This is a genomic window from Enterobacter sp. NFIX59 (assembly GCF_900113755.1).
Taxonomy (GTDB): Bacteria; Pseudomonadota; Gammaproteobacteria; order Enterobacterales; family Enterobacteriaceae; genus Enterobacter; species Enterobacter pseudoroggenkampii.
The window spans coordinates 167425-182403 of the sequence record NZ_FOQN01000005.1 but is presented as its reverse complement, the minus strand read 5'-3'; the positions used below and the strand labels follow the sequence as shown (position 1 = coordinate 182403).

Annotated in this window: 15 protein-coding genes and 1 tRNA gene; 8 read left to right on the top strand and 8 right to left on the bottom strand. The window is 55.3% G+C overall.

From position 1 onward, the window contains the following. Nucleotides 1-837 carry a pyridoxine/pyridoxal/pyridoxamine kinase gene (gene pdxK / locus BM007_RS17460; protein WP_090420067.1) on the top strand — a complete coding sequence of 279 codons (837 nt, stop codon included), beginning with the start codon at nt 1-3 and terminating at the stop codon, nt 835-837. A gap of 44 nt (nt 838-881) precedes the next feature. On the opposite strand, the gene crr is transcribed toward pdxK, so the two are convergent. From crr to cysZ, 5 genes are all read right to left on the bottom strand, one after another. Continuing rightward, entirely contained in the window at nt 882-1391 is a 510-nt protein-coding gene (gene crr / locus BM007_RS17455) for a PTS glucose transporter subunit IIA (RefSeq protein WP_003861316.1), read from the bottom strand. Nucleotides 1392-1431: 40 nt separating this feature from the next. Continuing rightward, nucleotides 1432-3159 carry a phosphoenolpyruvate-protein phosphotransferase PtsI gene (gene ptsI, locus BM007_RS17450; protein WP_032646702.1) on the bottom strand — a complete coding sequence of 576 codons (1728 nt, stop codon included), beginning with the start codon at nt 3157-3159 and terminating at the stop codon, nt 1432-1434. A 44-nt stretch (nt 3160-3203) separates the two neighbouring features. Further along, a complete protein-coding gene (gene ptsH, locus BM007_RS17445) occupies nt 3204-3461 on the bottom strand; it encodes a phosphocarrier protein Hpr (RefSeq protein WP_000487600.1) in 258 nt (85 codons plus the stop codon). Between the two features lie 317 nt (nt 3462-3778). Continuing rightward, complete coding sequence (gene cysK, locus BM007_RS17430) at nt 3779-4750, bottom strand: cysteine synthase A (protein WP_014884739.1); 972 nt, start codon at nt 4748-4750, stop codon at nt 3779-3781. Between the two features lie 163 nt (nt 4751-4913). Beyond that, nucleotides 4914-5675 carry a sulfate transporter CysZ gene (gene cysZ / locus BM007_RS17425; protein ID WP_024907612.1) on the bottom strand — a complete coding sequence of 254 codons (762 nt, stop codon included), beginning with the start codon at nt 5673-5675 and terminating at the stop codon, nt 4914-4916. 230 nt (nt 5676-5905) lie between these two features. Here cysZ and zipA point away from each other — a divergent pair, with 230 nt between their 5' ends. From zipA to BM007_RS17410, 3 genes are all read left to right on the top strand, one after another. Further along, nucleotides 5906-6904, top strand: coding sequence for a cell division protein ZipA (zipA, locus tag BM007_RS17420; protein ID WP_090420065.1), 999 nt, complete (start codon nt 5906-5908; stop codon nt 6902-6904). A gap of 69 nt (nt 6905-6973) precedes the next feature. Beyond that, nucleotides 6974-8989, top strand: a complete 2016-nt coding sequence (ligA, locus tag BM007_RS17415; RefSeq protein ID WP_090420062.1) for an NAD-dependent DNA ligase LigA — start codon at nt 6974-6976, stop codon at nt 8987-8989. 1 nt (nt 8990) lies between these two features. Then, nucleotides 8991-9206 (top strand): DUF3820 family protein, encoded by a 216-nt coding sequence (locus BM007_RS17410; protein WP_090420059.1) that lies wholly within the window; start codon nt 8991-8993, stop codon nt 9204-9206. Here the strand turns inward: BM007_RS17410 and BM007_RS17405 are convergent. After that, nucleotides 9203-10198, bottom strand: coding sequence for a bile acid:sodium symporter family protein (locus tag BM007_RS17405; RefSeq protein ID WP_024907615.1), 996 nt, complete (start codon nt 10196-10198; stop codon nt 9203-9205). The two genes, BM007_RS17410 and BM007_RS17405, sit on opposite strands and share 4 nt — an antisense overlap. Nucleotides 10199-10287: 89 nt before the next feature. Between BM007_RS17405 and BM007_RS17400 the strand changes: the two genes are divergently transcribed. After that, on the top strand, nt 10288-11223 hold the full coding sequence (locus tag BM007_RS17400) for a LysR family transcriptional regulator (RefSeq protein WP_024907616.1): 936 nt from the start codon (nt 10288-10290) through the stop codon (nt 11221-11223). Here BM007_RS17400 and BM007_RS17395 read toward each other — a convergent pair. Further along, nucleotides 11220-11558 (bottom strand): FlxA-like family protein, encoded by a 339-nt coding sequence (locus tag BM007_RS17395; protein WP_032659298.1) that lies wholly within the window; start codon nt 11556-11558, stop codon nt 11220-11222. The genes BM007_RS17400 and BM007_RS17395 overlap by 4 nt on opposite strands. 207 nt (nt 11559-11765) lie before the next feature. Here BM007_RS17395 and xapA point away from each other — a divergent pair, with 207 nt between their 5' ends. The 3 genes from xapA (at nt 11766) to BM007_RS17380 (ending at nt 14856) form a co-directional block, all read left to right on the top strand. After that, complete coding sequence (gene xapA, locus BM007_RS17390) at nt 11766-12590, top strand: xanthosine phosphorylase (RefSeq protein WP_061714686.1); 825 nt, start codon at nt 11766-11768, stop codon at nt 12588-12590. A 51-nt stretch (nt 12591-12641) separates the two neighbouring features. Then, nucleotides 12642-13898: a nucleoside permease gene (locus BM007_RS17385; protein WP_090420055.1), complete on the top strand. Its 1257-nt coding sequence runs from the start codon at nt 12642-12644 to the stop codon at nt 13896-13898. A 67-nt stretch (nt 13899-13965) separates the two neighbouring features. After that, complete coding sequence (locus BM007_RS17380; RefSeq protein WP_061714688.1) at nt 13966-14856, top strand: LysR family transcriptional regulator; 891 nt, start codon at nt 13966-13968, stop codon at nt 14854-14856. A 47-nt stretch (nt 14857-14903) separates the two neighbouring features. On the opposite strand, the gene BM007_RS17375 is transcribed toward BM007_RS17380, so the two are convergent. Continuing rightward, a tRNA-Lys gene (locus BM007_RS17375) sits at nt 14904-14979 on the bottom strand.

Here is a 14979-nt window from a genome sequence, read left to right as displayed (position 1 = left end):
ATGGAGATGATTCTATTCCGGGATAATACCCGGGCGCAGCAAACCGATATTGTCGCCGTGCAGTCGCAGGTGGTTTACGGCAGCGTGGGGAACAGCATTGCGGTACCGAATATTCGAACCCACAGGCTGAACGTCACCGCCGTGCCGACGGTACTGTTTAGCAACACGCCGCACTACGACACATTTTATGGTGGAGTGATCCCCGACGAGTGGTTCAGCGGTTACCTGAAGGCGCTGGAAGAGCGCGAGATCCTGCGCGAGCTTAAGGCGGTCACTACCGGCTATATGGGAAATGCCAGCCAGATCGTCCTGCTGGCGCAGTGGCTGAAGGCGGTCAAAGCGCAGCATCCCGACCTGCTGGTGCTGGTCGACCCGGTTATCGGCGATATCGACAGCGGAATGTACGTGAAGCCCGAGATCCCCGAAGCGTATCGGGAGCATCTGCTGCCGCTGGCGCAGGGGATCACGCCAAACGTCTTTGAACTGGAAGTGTTAAGCGGCAAACCGTGCCGTACGCCGGAAAGCGCCATCGCGGCGGCACAGGGACTGCTCTCTGACAGCCTGAAGTGGGTGGCGATCACCAGCGCGCCGGTCGCTGACGACCCGCAAAACATCCACGTGGTGCTGGTGACGAATGAAGGCGTGACCGTCAGCGCGCATCCGCGGGTAGAAACCAATCTGAAAGGGACGGGAGACCTGTTCTGTTCAGAGCTGGTGAGCGGCATTGTTGAGGGGAAAACCGTTGCCGATGCCATTCGCATGGCCGGCGATCGGGTGACGGACGTGATGCTTTATACCCAGTCGAAAGGCTACGACGAGCTCATTCTTCCCGCATAAACAAAAATGGCGCCCGAAGGCGCCATTTTTCTGTGCGGCAAGAATTACTTCTTGATGCGGATAACCGGGGTTTCACCCACGGTGACGCTGCCAGACAGTTTGATCAGTTCTTTGATTTCGTCCATGTTGGAGATAACAACCGGCGTCAGGGTAGACTTGGCTTTTTCTTCCAGCAGTGGCAGATCGAATTCAATCACCGGGTCGCCAACTTTCACACGCTGGCCTTCTTCCGCGATACGTTTGAAGCCTTCGCCTTTCAGTTCAACGGTGTCGATACCGAAGTGAACGAACAGTTCGATACCGCTATCAGATTCGATAGAGAACGCATGGTTGGTTTCAAAAATTTTACCGATGGTGCCGTCAACTGGAGCAACCATTTTGTTGCCAGTTGGTTTGATAGCAATGCCATCACCAACGATTTTCTCAGCAAACACTACATCCGGCACGTCTTCGATGTTGACGATCTCGCCGGAGAGCGGAGCAACAATCTCAATAGTTCCGGAGTCTTTTTTATCATCAGAAACCAGAGATTTCAGTTTATCGAACAAACCCATGATCTTCTCCTAAGCAGTAAATTGGGCCGCATCTCGTGGATTAGCAGATTGTTTTTTCTTCAATGAACTTGTTAACCAGCGTCATTAACTCGTCCGTTGTCGGTTGAGCAAGAGCCTGCTCTGCTAATACCTTCGCATCTTCGAAGTTCGTGTTACGGATAATCTTCTTAATGCGCGGGATGGAAATGGCGCTCATAGAGAATTCGTCCAGACCCATACCCAGCAACAGAAGTGTAGCACGTTCGTCGCCTGCAAGCTCACCACACATGCCAGTCCATTTACCTTCTGCATGAGAAGCATCAATAACTTGCTTGATCAAGTTCAGTACGGACGGTGACATTGGCTGGTAGAGATGTGAAATCATATCATTACCACGGTCAACTGCCAGGGTGTACTGCGTTAAATCATTGGTACCGATACTAAAGAAATCAACTTCTTTGGCTAAATGACGCGCAATGGTCGCCGCCGCAGGTGTTTCCACCATCACGCCGATCTCGATTGACTCGTCAAACGCTTTACCTTCGTCACGCAGTTCCTGTTTGTAGATTTCGATCTCTTTCTTCAGTGCACGCACTTCTTCAACAGAGATGATCATCGGGAACATGATGCGCAGTTTACCGAAAGCAGAGGCGCGCAGGATCGCACGAACCTGGTCACGCAGGATCTCTTTACGATCCATCGCGATACGCACGGCACGCCAGCCCAGGAACGGGTTCTCTTCTTTCGGGAAGTTCATGTACGGCAACTCTTTGTCGCCACCGATGTCCATGGTACGGACGATAACCGCCTGAGAGCCACACGCTTCAGCCACGGCTTTGTAAGCAGCAAACTGCTCTTCTTCCGTTGGCAGCGCGTCGCGGTCCATGAACAGGAATTCTGTACGATAGAGACCGACACCTTCCGCACCGTTGCGCTCAGCGCCATCAACGTCGCGGACGGTACCGATGTTTGCGCACACTTCAACCTGATGGCCGTCCAGGGTGATGGCTGGCAGGTCTTTCAGCTTAGCGAGTTCCGCTTTTTCAGTCGCAACCTGCTCCTGAACCGCGCGCAGTTTATCGATCTCTTCATTGGTTGGGTTGACGTAAACCAGATTGTTTACGGCATCCAGAATCAGATAGTCGCCATTTTTCACCTGAGAGGTGACGCTACCGGTACCCACGATGGCAGGCAGTTCCAGAGAACGCGCCATGATAGAGGTGTGGGAGGTACGGCCACCCGCGTCGGTGATGAAACCGAGGACCTTTTTCAGGTTCAGCTGTGCGGTTTCAGACGGGGTGAGGTCAGCGGCAACCAGGATCACTTCATCCTGAATCGCGCTCAGGTCGATGATGGCCAGGCCCAGGATGTTGCGCAGCAGGCGCTTACCGATGTCACGTACGTCAGCCGCACGCTCTTTCAGGTATTCATCATCCAGTTCTTCCAGGGCAGTTGCCTGACCTTCGATAACTTCATGCGCAGCCGCGTCGGCCGTCATGCCTTTATCTTTAATCAGGGCTATGATTTCCTGCTCCAGCTCCTCATCTTCGAGCAGCATGATGTGCCCTTCGAAGATGGCTTCTTTTTCTTCACCGAAAGTTTCGCCAGCTTTAGTTTTGATTGCTTCCAGTTGCGCAGATGCCTTGGCACGACCGCTCAGAAAACGTTCAACTTCCTGATCAACCTTGTCGGCAGAAATTTTTTTCCGGTCGATGACGATCTCGTCTTCTTTCAGCAGCAGTGCCTTGCCGAAAGCGATACCCGGGGATGCTAAAATGCCTGAAATCATAACCCTACCTTACTTGTGACTGATATTTAAAAGAACCCGGAAACTTACTCGAGCTCAGCCATCAGTTTAACCAGATGCTCAACTGCTTTCTGCTCGTCTTCACCTTCTGCAGAGATGGTGACAACGGTGCCCTGAGTCAGGCCCAGAGTCTGCAGTTTGAACAGGCTTTTTGCGCTCGCGCTTTTGCCGTTGGAAGTCACAGTGATTTCAGAAGTGAAGCCTTTTGCTTCTTTAACAAACTGAGCAGCAGGGCGGGTGTGCAGACCGTTCGGAGCGGTAATGGTAACTTCTTGCTGGAACATTGTATTTCCCCAACTTATAGGTTTAGTGTTGTGGAACTAAAGTCTAGCCTGGCGACTGAACTTTAGCCTGTATTGTTAGCGCTGACGTTTCGATCGTCATTAAACATTATGCAGCGAAAGCAAGACTTGAACCAAATCATAAAATCGATTCAGCAAGGCTATTTCGTTTGCCGATTAATTTCACGCATCAAAATAATTGCTGGTTTAAATACCAGACCCTTCGGGGTGAAGCAATGCCAGGAGGGGTAAAAGTTTGAAGCAGGCCACAAAAAAGCACCTGAAAAGGTGCTTTTTTACGCGTTATTAACATGCTGGCACTACTGTTGCAGCTCTTTTTCGGTAAACAGATCGGCAAACAGTGCGGTGCTCAAGTAACGCTCACCCGAGGACGGAAGGATAACCACAATATTCTTATTGGTAAAGGCTTCATCTTCCTGAAGCTTGAGCGCTGCCGCAACGGCCGCACCGGAAGAGATACCCGCCAGAATGCCTTCTTCGTCCATCAGGCGACGCGCGGTAGAGATGGCTTCTTCGTTAGTGATGGTAACCACTTTATCGATCAGCTTCAGATCCAGGTTGCCCGGAATGAAGCCTGCGCCAATACCCTGAATTTTGTGTGGGCCGGGTTTGAGCTCTTCACCCGCCAGTGCCTGGGTGATAACCGGTGAGTCGGTTGGCTCAACGGCAACGGTGATCAGGTCTTTTTTACCCTTTGTGCCTTTAATATAGCGCGACACGCCGGTCAGCGTACCGCCGGTACCCACGCCGGAGATAAAGACGTCAACCTGGCCGTCGGTATCTTCCCAGATTTCCGGACCGGTGGTCTTCTCGTGAATTTCCGGGTTAGCCGGGTTGCTGAACTGCTGCAGCAGCAGATATTTCGCCGGATCGCTGGCCACAATCTCTTCGGCTTTCTGAATGGCGCCCTTCATGCCCTTCGCGCCTTCGGTCAGCACCAGGTTCGCGCCCAGCGCTTTGAGCAGCTTACGACGCTCGATGCTCATGGTTTCTGGCATGGTCAGCGTCAGCTTGTAGCCGCGCGCGGCAGCCACATAGGCCAGAGCGATACCGGTATTGCCGCTGGTCGGTTCCACCAGCTCAACGCCTGGCTTCAGTACGCCACGTTTTTCAGCATCCCAAATCATGTTTGCACCGATACGGCATTTTACGCTGAAGCTCGGGTTACGTGATTCGACCTTCGCCAGAATGCGTCCATTACCGATACGGTTCAGTCGAACCAGGGGCGTATGACCGATAGTCAGCGAGTTGTCTTCATAAATCTTACTCATGGCCTGTCCTTAACTGTATGAAATTGGGATACCGACCCAGCATACCTGCTAAGCAGGTAGGGGGAAGTAAGGAATTCGCATATCTATATACTGCAAGGAAATAATGGGGATCAGTATGGAATAAGGGGCGGCATAAGCCACCCCTGCTTTACACATTTTTGCATTATTTCCATAACGCGTGCTTAGCACGGTAGCAGTCGACCCACATCGCCGTCGCGCCGCAGACGGCGACGGGCATGATGAACAGATTCAGGAAGGGAATCATGGTGAACAGGCTGGTCAGCGCGCCAAACTGCATATTGGCGACCTTCTGGCTGCGCAGGGCGGTGCGCATCGTTTTAAATGGCACCTTGTGGTTATCGAACGGATAATCACAGTACTGGATGGCCAGCATCCAGGCGCTGAACAGGAACCACAGCACGGGTGCCACCGTCTGGCCAATGCCTGGCACAAAGTAGAGGATAAGCAGCACAACCGCGCGGGGCAGGTACCAGGCAAACTTTTGCCATTCACGCTTCATAATGCGAGGGAGGTCTTTCATGATCCCCCATATGCCCGTGTCCGGCGGCGTCGCGCCGGTAAGCCGCGCTTCCAGCTGTTCCGCCAGCAGACCGTTAAACGGTGCGGCTATCCAGTTCGCAATCGTCGAGAAGAAATAGCCAAACACCAGCAGCACGGAAATCACCGCCACCGGCCAGAGCAGGTAGTTCAGCCACTGCAGCCAGTCCGGCACATGGCTCATCAGCGACGGGATCCAGCTCTCCAGCTTGGTGAACAGCCACCAGAACGCGCCGCCCATCAGAATAATATTGATCAACAGTGGGAGAATGACGAAGCGTCGAATCCCCGGCAGGGAGACCAGTTTCCAGCCCTGAGAAAAATACCAGACGCCGCTGCGCGGGGGAGAAGAAGATGTTGAAACCATAGCCAGGCTGTACTCCTTTTTACACAACCAGTGGAATTGCCCGCCTATATTATCCACTTACGGAGCAATGACCAGTTCGGAAATGTTCGAAAAACCAGCAAAAAGCACGATTTCCTTCATCTTTATGCTGTGAATGCTCTGCACACACTTGCACTTGACGTAAACGGCAAATACTCTTAGTGAGTAAATGTTTGCCGTGGTGGCAAGGTGTTAGAACAACAGAGAATATAATGATGCAGGATTTGCGTCTGATATTAATCATTGTTGGCGCGATCGCCATAATCGCTTTACTGGTACATGGTTTCTGGACCAGCCGTAAAGAGCGTTCCTCGATGTTTCGCGATCGCCCACTGAAGCGCATGAAGTCCAGTCGTGATGACGATGACAGTGAAGATGACATCGACGGCAGCGACGACGACGGCGTGGGTGAAGTTCGTGTTCATCGGGTCAATACTGCGCCCGGCGCAGGCCATGGGGAGCAAGAAGCACCTCGTCCTTCGCAGCACCAGTATCAACCGCCGTATGCTTCCGCACAGCCGCGCCAGCCAGCGCAGCAGCCTGTGGAAGAGCCGGTGCGCCAGCCGCCGCAACAGCCTGTCTATCAGCAGCCTGCCCAGCCGGTTCAACAGCAACCGGTGCAGCAGCCCGTGCAACAACAGCCTGCTCAGCCGGTACAACAGCCTGCTCAGCCGGTACAACAACCGCAGCAGCCTGTTCATGTCCAGCCTGCGCCTCAACCTGCTCCGGCACCGCACGTTGAGCCTGAGCCCGTTGTAGAGCCAGAGCCGGTTGTTGAAAAACCGCAGCGTAAAGAAGCGGTGATCATTATGAACGTGGCCGCGCATCACGGTAGCCATCTTAACGGTGACGTGCTGCTTAACAGTATTCAACAGGCAGGCTTCAAGTTTGGCGATATGAACATTTTCCATCGCCACCTGAGTCCTGACGGTAGCGGTCCGGCGCTGTTCAGCCTGGCCAACATGGTTAACCCTGGCACCTTTGATCCGGAAATGACCGGTGATTTTATGACCCCGGGTGTGACTATCTTTATGCAGGTGCCGTCCTACGGCGATGAACTGCAAAACTTTAAGCTGATGCTGCAGTCTGCCCAGCATATCGCTGACGAAGTCGGCGGTGTGGTGCTCGACGATCAGCGTCGAATGATGACCCCGCAGAAACTGCGCGAGTATCAGGACCGCATCCGCGAAGTTAAGGAAGCCAACGCGTAATCGCCGCGTTGACTTCAACTCCTCCTCAACCCCCGCCTGTCGGGGGTTTTTTCTCATTGATGGTGCGATATGGACTCAATCGAACAACAACTCACTGAACTGCGAACCACGCTTCGCCATCATGAATACCTCTATCATGTTATGGACGCACCGGAAGTTCCGGACGCGGAGTATGACCGCCTGATGCGCGAGCTGCGCGAATTAGAGGCGCAGCATCCTGACCTCATCACACCGGATTCCCCCACCCAGCGCGTCGGCGCTGAGCCGCTGGGGGCTTTTAGCCAGGTGCGTCATGAAGTGCCGATGCTGTCGCTGGATAACGTCTTCGATGAAGAGAGCTTCCTCGCGTTTAACAAGCGCGTGCAGGATCGCCTGAAAAGCAGCGACTCCCTCACCTGGTGCTGCGAGCTGAAGCTGGATGGCCTGGCAGTCAGCCTTCTCTACGAAAACGGCGTGCTGGTGCGTGCCGCGACGCGTGGCGACGGCACGACGGGTGAAGACATCACCACCAACGTGCGTACCATCCGAGCGATCCCGCTGAAGCTGCAGGGCGACAACATTCCTGCGCGTCTGGAAGTGCGCGGCGAAGTGTTCCTGCCCCAGGCGGGCTTCGAGAAAATTAACGAAGAGGCGCGTCGCACCGGTGGGAAGGTGTTTGCTAACCCGCGTAATGCGGCGGCGGGCTCTCTGCGCCAGCTTGACCCGCGTATCACCGCGAAGCGACCGCTTACTTTCTTCTGCTACGGCGTCGGTATTCTGGAGGGCGGCGAGCTGCCGGATACCCATCTCGGGCGTCTGCTGCAGTTTAAAGCGTGGGGCCTGCCGGTGAGCAACCGCGTTCAGCTCTGCGACTCGCCGGAAGCGGTACTGGCGTTCTACCACAAAGTGGAAGAGGACCGTCCGACGCTCGGGTTTGATATTGATGGCGTGGTCATCAAGGTGAACTCACTGGCGCTGCAGGAGCAGCTGGGCTTTGTGGCGCGCGCGCCGCGCTGGGCGGTGGCGTTTAAGTTCCCGGCTCAGGAGCAGATGACCTTCGTTCGCGACGTAGAGTTCCAGGTCGGCCGTACGGGCGCCATTACCCCGGTTGCCCGTCTGGAGCCTGTGCAGGTTGCGGGCGTGCTGGTGAGTAACGCCACGCTGCATAACGCCGATGAAATCGAACGCCTGGGCCTGCGCATTGGTGACAAAGTGGTGATTCGCCGCGCGGGGGACGTGATCCCGCAGGTGGTTAACGTTGTGGAGTCAGAACGTCCTGATGATACGCGCGAGATTGTCTTCCCGACCCATTGCCCGGTGTGTGGATCTGACGTAGAGCGTGTGGAAGGTGAAGCGGTGACGCGCTGCACGGGGGGCTTAATCTGTGGCGCACAGCGTAAAGAGTCACTGAAGCACTTCGTCTCCCGTCGGGCGATGGACGTCGACGGCATGGGTGATAAAATTATCGATCAGCTGGTTGAGAAAGAGTATGTCCACACGCCAGCGGATCTCTTCAAACTGACGGCGGGCAAACTGACCGGTCTGGACCGCATGGGGCCGAAGTCAGCCCAGAACGTGGTTAACGCGCTGGAAACGGCAAAAGAGACCACCTTCGCCCGTTTCCTGTACGCGCTGGGCATTCGTGAAGTGGGTGAAGCAACCGCAGCAGGTCTGGCAGCATACTTTGGTACGCTGGACGCGCTGGAAAAGGCGAGCATCGAGGAGCTGCAGAAAGTTCCGGATGTCGGCATCGTTGTCGCCACGCACGTCTTTAACTTCTTCGCCGAAGAGAGCAACCGCGAAGTCATCGGCAAACTGCTGGAAGAGGGCATCAGGTGGCCTGCACCGGTAGTGGTCAACGCCGAAGAGATCGACAGCCCATTCGCCGGTAAAACGGTGGTGCTGACCGGCAGCCTGAGCCAGCTTTCACGCGACGATGCAAAAGCGCGTCTGGTGGCGCTGGGGGCAAAAGTGGCGGGCAGCGTGTCGAAGAAAACCGACCTGGTGATCGCCGGGGAAGCGGCGGGTTCGAAGCTGGCGAAAGCCCAGGAGCTCGGCATTGAGGTTATCGACGAAGCGGAAATGATGCGTCTGTTAGGAGAGTAACGTGCAGAAAGAGCAGCTCGTTGAGATCGCCAATACCGAGATGCCGTTCGGTAAATACAAGGGCCGCAGGCTGATCGATTTGCCGGAGGAGTATCTGCTGTGGTTTGCCCGCAAGGATGAATTCCCGGCAGGGCGACTGGGCGAGCTGATGGCTATCACGTTACTGATCAAAACCGAGGGGCTGACCCAGCTGGTGCAGCCCCTGAAACGTCCTTAAGCCTTCGCGGCGCGGGTCTCTTCCTGCGCCAGCTTTTCGGTCTGGCGTTTGTAGCGACGCGCCAGCACCGCGCAGACCATCAGCTGGATCTGATGGAAAATCATCAGCGGCAGCACCATCATTCCAATCACCGAGGTCGGGAACAGAATGTTGGCCATCGGGATACCGTTAGCCAGACTCTTCTTCGAACCGCAGAACACAATCGTAATTTCATCCGCTTTGTTGAAGCCGCACTTGCGTGCCACAAAGACGTTTACCGCTATTACAATCGCCAGCAGGACAATGCTGACCACCACGATAAACAGCAGCGAGCCTGCCCCCACCTTGTGCCAGATCCCGTTCACGACCGCTTCGCTGAAGGCGGAGTAAACCACCAGCAGAATCGAGGTTTGGTCGGTTTTTGAGATCCACTTTTTATGCTTCGCCACAAATGCGCCGGTCCACGGACGGGAGAGATGGCCCAGGACAAACGGCAGCAGCAGCTGCAGACAGATTTTACCCACCTGCTCAAGGTTACCTTCCGCACCGTGCATGTTCATCAGCAGGCCCACCAGCAGCGGAGAGACGAAAATCCCTAACAGGCTGGATGCGGATGCCGAGCAGACCGCGGCCGCCACGTTCCCTCCCGCGAGAGAGGTAAAGGCAATGGCGGACTGCACCGTGGCCGGCAGAATACAGAGATACAGGAAGCCGGTGTAGAGTGCCGGGTCAACATTAACCGGTGCCCACCAGGCAAACAGCACCCCGAGGATCGGGAACAGAATAAAGGTGCTACACATCACCCACAGATGCAGTCGCCAGTGTCCGCCGCCTGCGATAATGGCTTCGCGGGAGAGTTTGGCGCCGTGCATAAAGAACAGCAGGGCGATGGCCGCCGTGGTCAAGCCTTCAAAGAATGGGACGAAACCGCCGCGAGCCGGGAAAAACGAGGCCAGTAAAACGGTAACCACCAGGGTAAGCGTGAACGGATCAAGGATACGAAAAAGTTTCATAATCTCTCCTGAAAACAGATGTCGCTATTGTGCTTTCTTCCGTTTGAGAAATAAAATTGATTTATTGCATCCATTCATGAATTAAATAGATGAATTATTCATTACGTCAGCTTCGTGTTTTTGTCACCGTGGCGCAGGCTCGTAGTTTTAGCCGGGCAGGGGAGATGATTGGCCTGAGCCAGTCGGCGGTCAGCCACAGCGTGAAAGAGCTGGAGAATCAGACCGGGGTGAAGTTGCTTGACCGCACCACGCGCGAAGTGGTGTTGACCGAAGCAGGTCAGCAGCTGGCCCTGCGCCTCGAGCGGCTGCTGGATGAGCTGAACAGCACGCTCAGAGACGTGGGGAGGCTGGGGCAGCAGCTTTCGGGTACCGTGCGGGTCGCGGCCAGCCAGACGATCTCTGCGCACCTTATTCCGCAGTGTATAGCCGAGGGCAGTCATCGCTACCCGGACATTGATTTTGTCCTGCATGACAGGCCGCAACAGTGGGTGCTGGAGAGCATCCGTCAGGGAGATGTGGATTTTGGTATTGTTATCGATCCCGGTCAGGTGAGCGATCTGGCGTGCGAAAGCATACTTTCGGAGCCCTTTTTGCTGCTCTGTCGTGACGACGATCCGCTGGCCACATTGCCGGAAGTCAGCTGGCAGTCCCTGCAGGGCGCGAACCTGGTTTTACAGGATTATGCCTCGGGCAGCCGTCCGCTGATTGATTCCGCGCTGGTGAATCAGGGCGTAAAGGCAACGATTGTCCAGGAGATTGGTCACCCGGCGACGCTGTTTCCGATGGTGGAAGCCGGGATTGGCATCAGCGTGTTGCCAGCCCTGGCGCTTCCCCTGCCGCAGGGAAGCCGGCTGGCCGTCAAGCGATTAACGCCCGTTGTCGAGCGAAAGCTGATGCTGGTGCGGCGAAAAAATCGTTCACTCTCGGGGGCGGCGCAGGCTATCTGGGAAGTGGTGCGTATCCAGGCACAACGATTAACCGAAGCCCGCATACGCGACCCACTGTTTAACGCATCAGAAGATTAGATGTAGATATCGATCTGATTATTGTCTGACGGGCTGTTCACCCCTTCCACTTTGCCCAGTTTTTGATCCTGCTTCTTCTGGGCCTCTTCAGCCTGCTGGCGCTGCAGTGCGGCGAGCTGCGCCTGCAGCACTTTGATCTGGGTCTGAATAAGTTCCTGCTGCTTCTTCTTCTCATCCGTGCTGACGGGGCTGTTCGCCAGCTCTTTTAACTGCTGGGTCAGCTTTTTGATCTTGTCGAGAATGCGGGTGATTTGCGCAGAGATATCGTTACTGCTCGAAGTGCCACTCGCGCCGCTGGTTTGAATCTGTTGGGTTGAAGCCTGAATGGTCGTCATACTTTTTCCTCGCGTTATAAAACAGAGGTATCGGCACCGACGGGATTAGCTTGAGCAAAACTGCCATATCTGGCAGGGAGTTGCATCGATACACAATCAGTATTGATGGTGCGGTGAAAGTGTATTGGAGGTCACCGGCAGGCTGCGGATATAAGACGTAAGTCATGCGATCCCCGCTATCGCGATTTTCATCCTTAAGGAGCCTCTATGACCCTCTCGAATAACCCGTGGTACTGCGCCGATATCATTCGCGCCGCTAAGCCGAACTTCACGCCTCGCGTGGCGTTTATTCTCGGCTCTGGCCTGGGCGCACTTGCCGACCAGATTGATGACGCCGTTTCCCTGAGCTACGAAAAGCTGCCGGGCTTCCCGGTGAGCACCGTGCATGGCCATGCCGGCGAGCTGGTGCTCGGGCATCTGGCCGGGGTGCCGGTTGCCTGCATGAAGGGGCGCGGCCATTTCTATGAAGGGCGCGGGATGACCATCATGACCGATGCGATCCGCACCTTTACGCTGCTGGGGTGCGAGCTGCTGTTTAGCACCAATGCGGCGGGTTCGCTGCGCCCGGAGGTTCAGCCAGGAAGCCTGGTTGCCCTGAGCGACCATATCAACACCATGCCGGGCACGCCGATGGTGGGGCTGAACGATGAGCGCTTTGGCGATCGTTTCTTCTCTCTGGCCAATGCTTACGACGCGGATTACCGTGCCGTTCTGCAAACTGTGGCAACGAAAGAAGGCTTCCCGCTCCATGAAGGGGTGTTTGTCTCTTATCCCGGCCCGAACTTTGAGACGGCGGCTGAGATCCGCATGATGCAAATTATCGGCGGCGATGTGGTGGGGATGTCCGTGGTGCCGGAAGTGATTGCCGCGCGCCACTGCGGCCTGAAGGTCGCGGCCGTTTCTGCAATTACCAATCTCGCCGAAGGGCTGGGGGAGGTCAAACTCTCGCATGAACAAACCCTTGCCGCCGCCGAGCTCTCCCGCCAGAACTTTATCAATCTTATCTGCGGTTTTCTTCGCCATATTGCCTGAGTAAAACAATAAAGTGGCCCGCCAGGGCCACACTGCTATAAGGAATGGGTTATGAACATCACGACTCGCTTAAAGCTGATGTCCTTTATGCAATATTTTATCTGGGGGAGCTGGCTGGTAACTCTCGGCGCTTACATGATTAACACCCTACACTTTACCGGCTCCGACGTGGGCATGGTGTACAGCTCCAAAGGACTTGCCGCGATTGTTATGCCCTCGCTGGTGGGAATTATTGCCGACAAATGGCTGCGGGCAGACCGTGCTTACGTGATTTGCCACCTCGTCTGCGCCGTCGCGCTCTGCTATGCCGCACAGGTCAATGAGCCCGGCCTGATGTTCTGGGTCATGCTGGTGAATGCGATGGCCTTCATGCCCACGATTGCGCTGTCGAATACGATTTCTTACTCCTGTCTTGAACAGGCAGGGCTGGATACGGTGAGCCATTTTCCGCGAGTACGGGTGTATGGCACCGTGGGCTTTATTGCCGCGATGTGGGCCATAAGCCTGATGGGGGCGGAGCTGAGCAACGTGCAGCTCTATATTGCGGCTGCCGCTTCCCTGCTGCTGGCGCTCTATTCTCTGACATTGCCAGCCATTCCAGTTGCACAGGCGAAAACCTCTCAGTCGCTGGCAAGCAAGCTGGGCCTCAATGCGTTTATCCTGTTTAAACAGCCCCGCATGGCGGTGTTCTTTTTATTCGCGATGCTGCTGGGCGCCGTGCTGCAGATAACCAACACGTTTGGCAGCCCCTTTCTGCATGATTTTGCGCGTAATCCGGCGTATGCAGATAGCTTTATTGTCAAATACCCGTCCATCCTGCTCTCCGTTTCGCAAATGTCTGAGGTGTTCTTCATTCTGACCATTCCGTACTTCCTCGGACGCTTTGGCATTAAAGCCGTTATGCTGATGAGCATGGTGGCCTGGATGCTGCGGTTCGGTCTATTCGCCTTTGGCGATCCGTCCGCGACGGGCTTCGTGCTGCTCATGCTCTCAATGATTGTCTACGGCTGCGCGTTCGACTTCTTCAATATTTCCGGCTCGGTATTTGTTGAACAGGAGGTCAGCGCCGATATCCGCGCCAGCGCGCAAGGGCTGTTTATGACGACCGTTAACGGTATCGGGGCGTATTTCGGATCGGTATTGAGCGGTATGGCCGTTGATTATTTCTCGCTGGACGGGGTGAAGGACTGGCAGACGATCTGGCTGGTATTTGCGGCCTATGCCCTGGCGCTCGCGGTAGTCTTTTACTTCAGCTTTAACTATCGCCACACCAGCAAAAACAGCGGGATGCGCACAGTTGCGCACTAAATTTCCCCTCCGGACGCGGAAAGGCTTTAAGGTAGGCGCATAAGTGTTATCGCCAGGATATGTTTTGATGGAACGCGTCTATCGGACCGATCTCAAGCTGCTGCGCTATTTTCTGGCCGTGGCGGAGGAACTGCATTTTGGACGGGCTGCGGCCCGTCTCAATATGTCTCAGCCGCCGTTAAGCCTGCATATTAAAGAGCTGGAAAGCCAGCTGGGCACGTTATTGTTTATTCGCCACTCGCGGAGCGTCGCGTTGACGCATGCCGGTAAAGTGCTGATGGAAGAGTCACGACGGCTGCTCGCCAGCGCAAACCAGGCTCTGGCTCGCGTCGAGCAAATTGGCCGGGGGGAAGCAGGGCGCATTGAGCTGGGGATTGTGGGCACCGCCATGTGGAGTGAGGTGCGCACGGTTATGCGCGCTTTTTTGAAAGAACATCCGAATGTTGATGTCGTTTTTCGCGAGAAATCCCCGGTCATGCAGATGGCGCTGCTTGAGCGCCGGGAGCTGGATGTCGGGATCTGGCGAATGGCAACGGAACCTACCGCGGGGTTTACCAGCGTGCGGTTACGTGAGGCGGCTTTTCTGGTGGCGATGCCGGAAGATCACCGGCTGGTCAGGGAACCTTCTATTGCGCTCGCAGAATTGCAGGACGAGTATTTTGTCACGATGCCGTCGGCTCACTCTGACTGGGCGTTTTTACATCGCGTCTGCCAGCAGGCCGGTTTTTCGCCGATGATTGTGCGCGAAGCCGTTGAACCGCAAACGGTGCTGGCGATGATCAGCATGGGCATGGGAATTACGCTCGCCGCAGACAGCTACGCGCAAATGCAGTGGCCGGGCGTGGTGTTCCGTCCGCTGAAAGAGCGGATACCGGCAGATTTATATGTGGTGTATGACGAGAAGCAGGCGACGCCAGCGGTGAAGACGTTAATTGCGACGTTGACGGCTGGGAAGTAGACAAATCGCAGATAGCAAAAAAGCGCCTTTAGGGCGCTTTTTTACATTGGTGGGTCGTGCAGGATTCGAACCTGCGACCAATTGATTAAAAGTCAACTGCTCTACCAACTGAGCTAACGACCC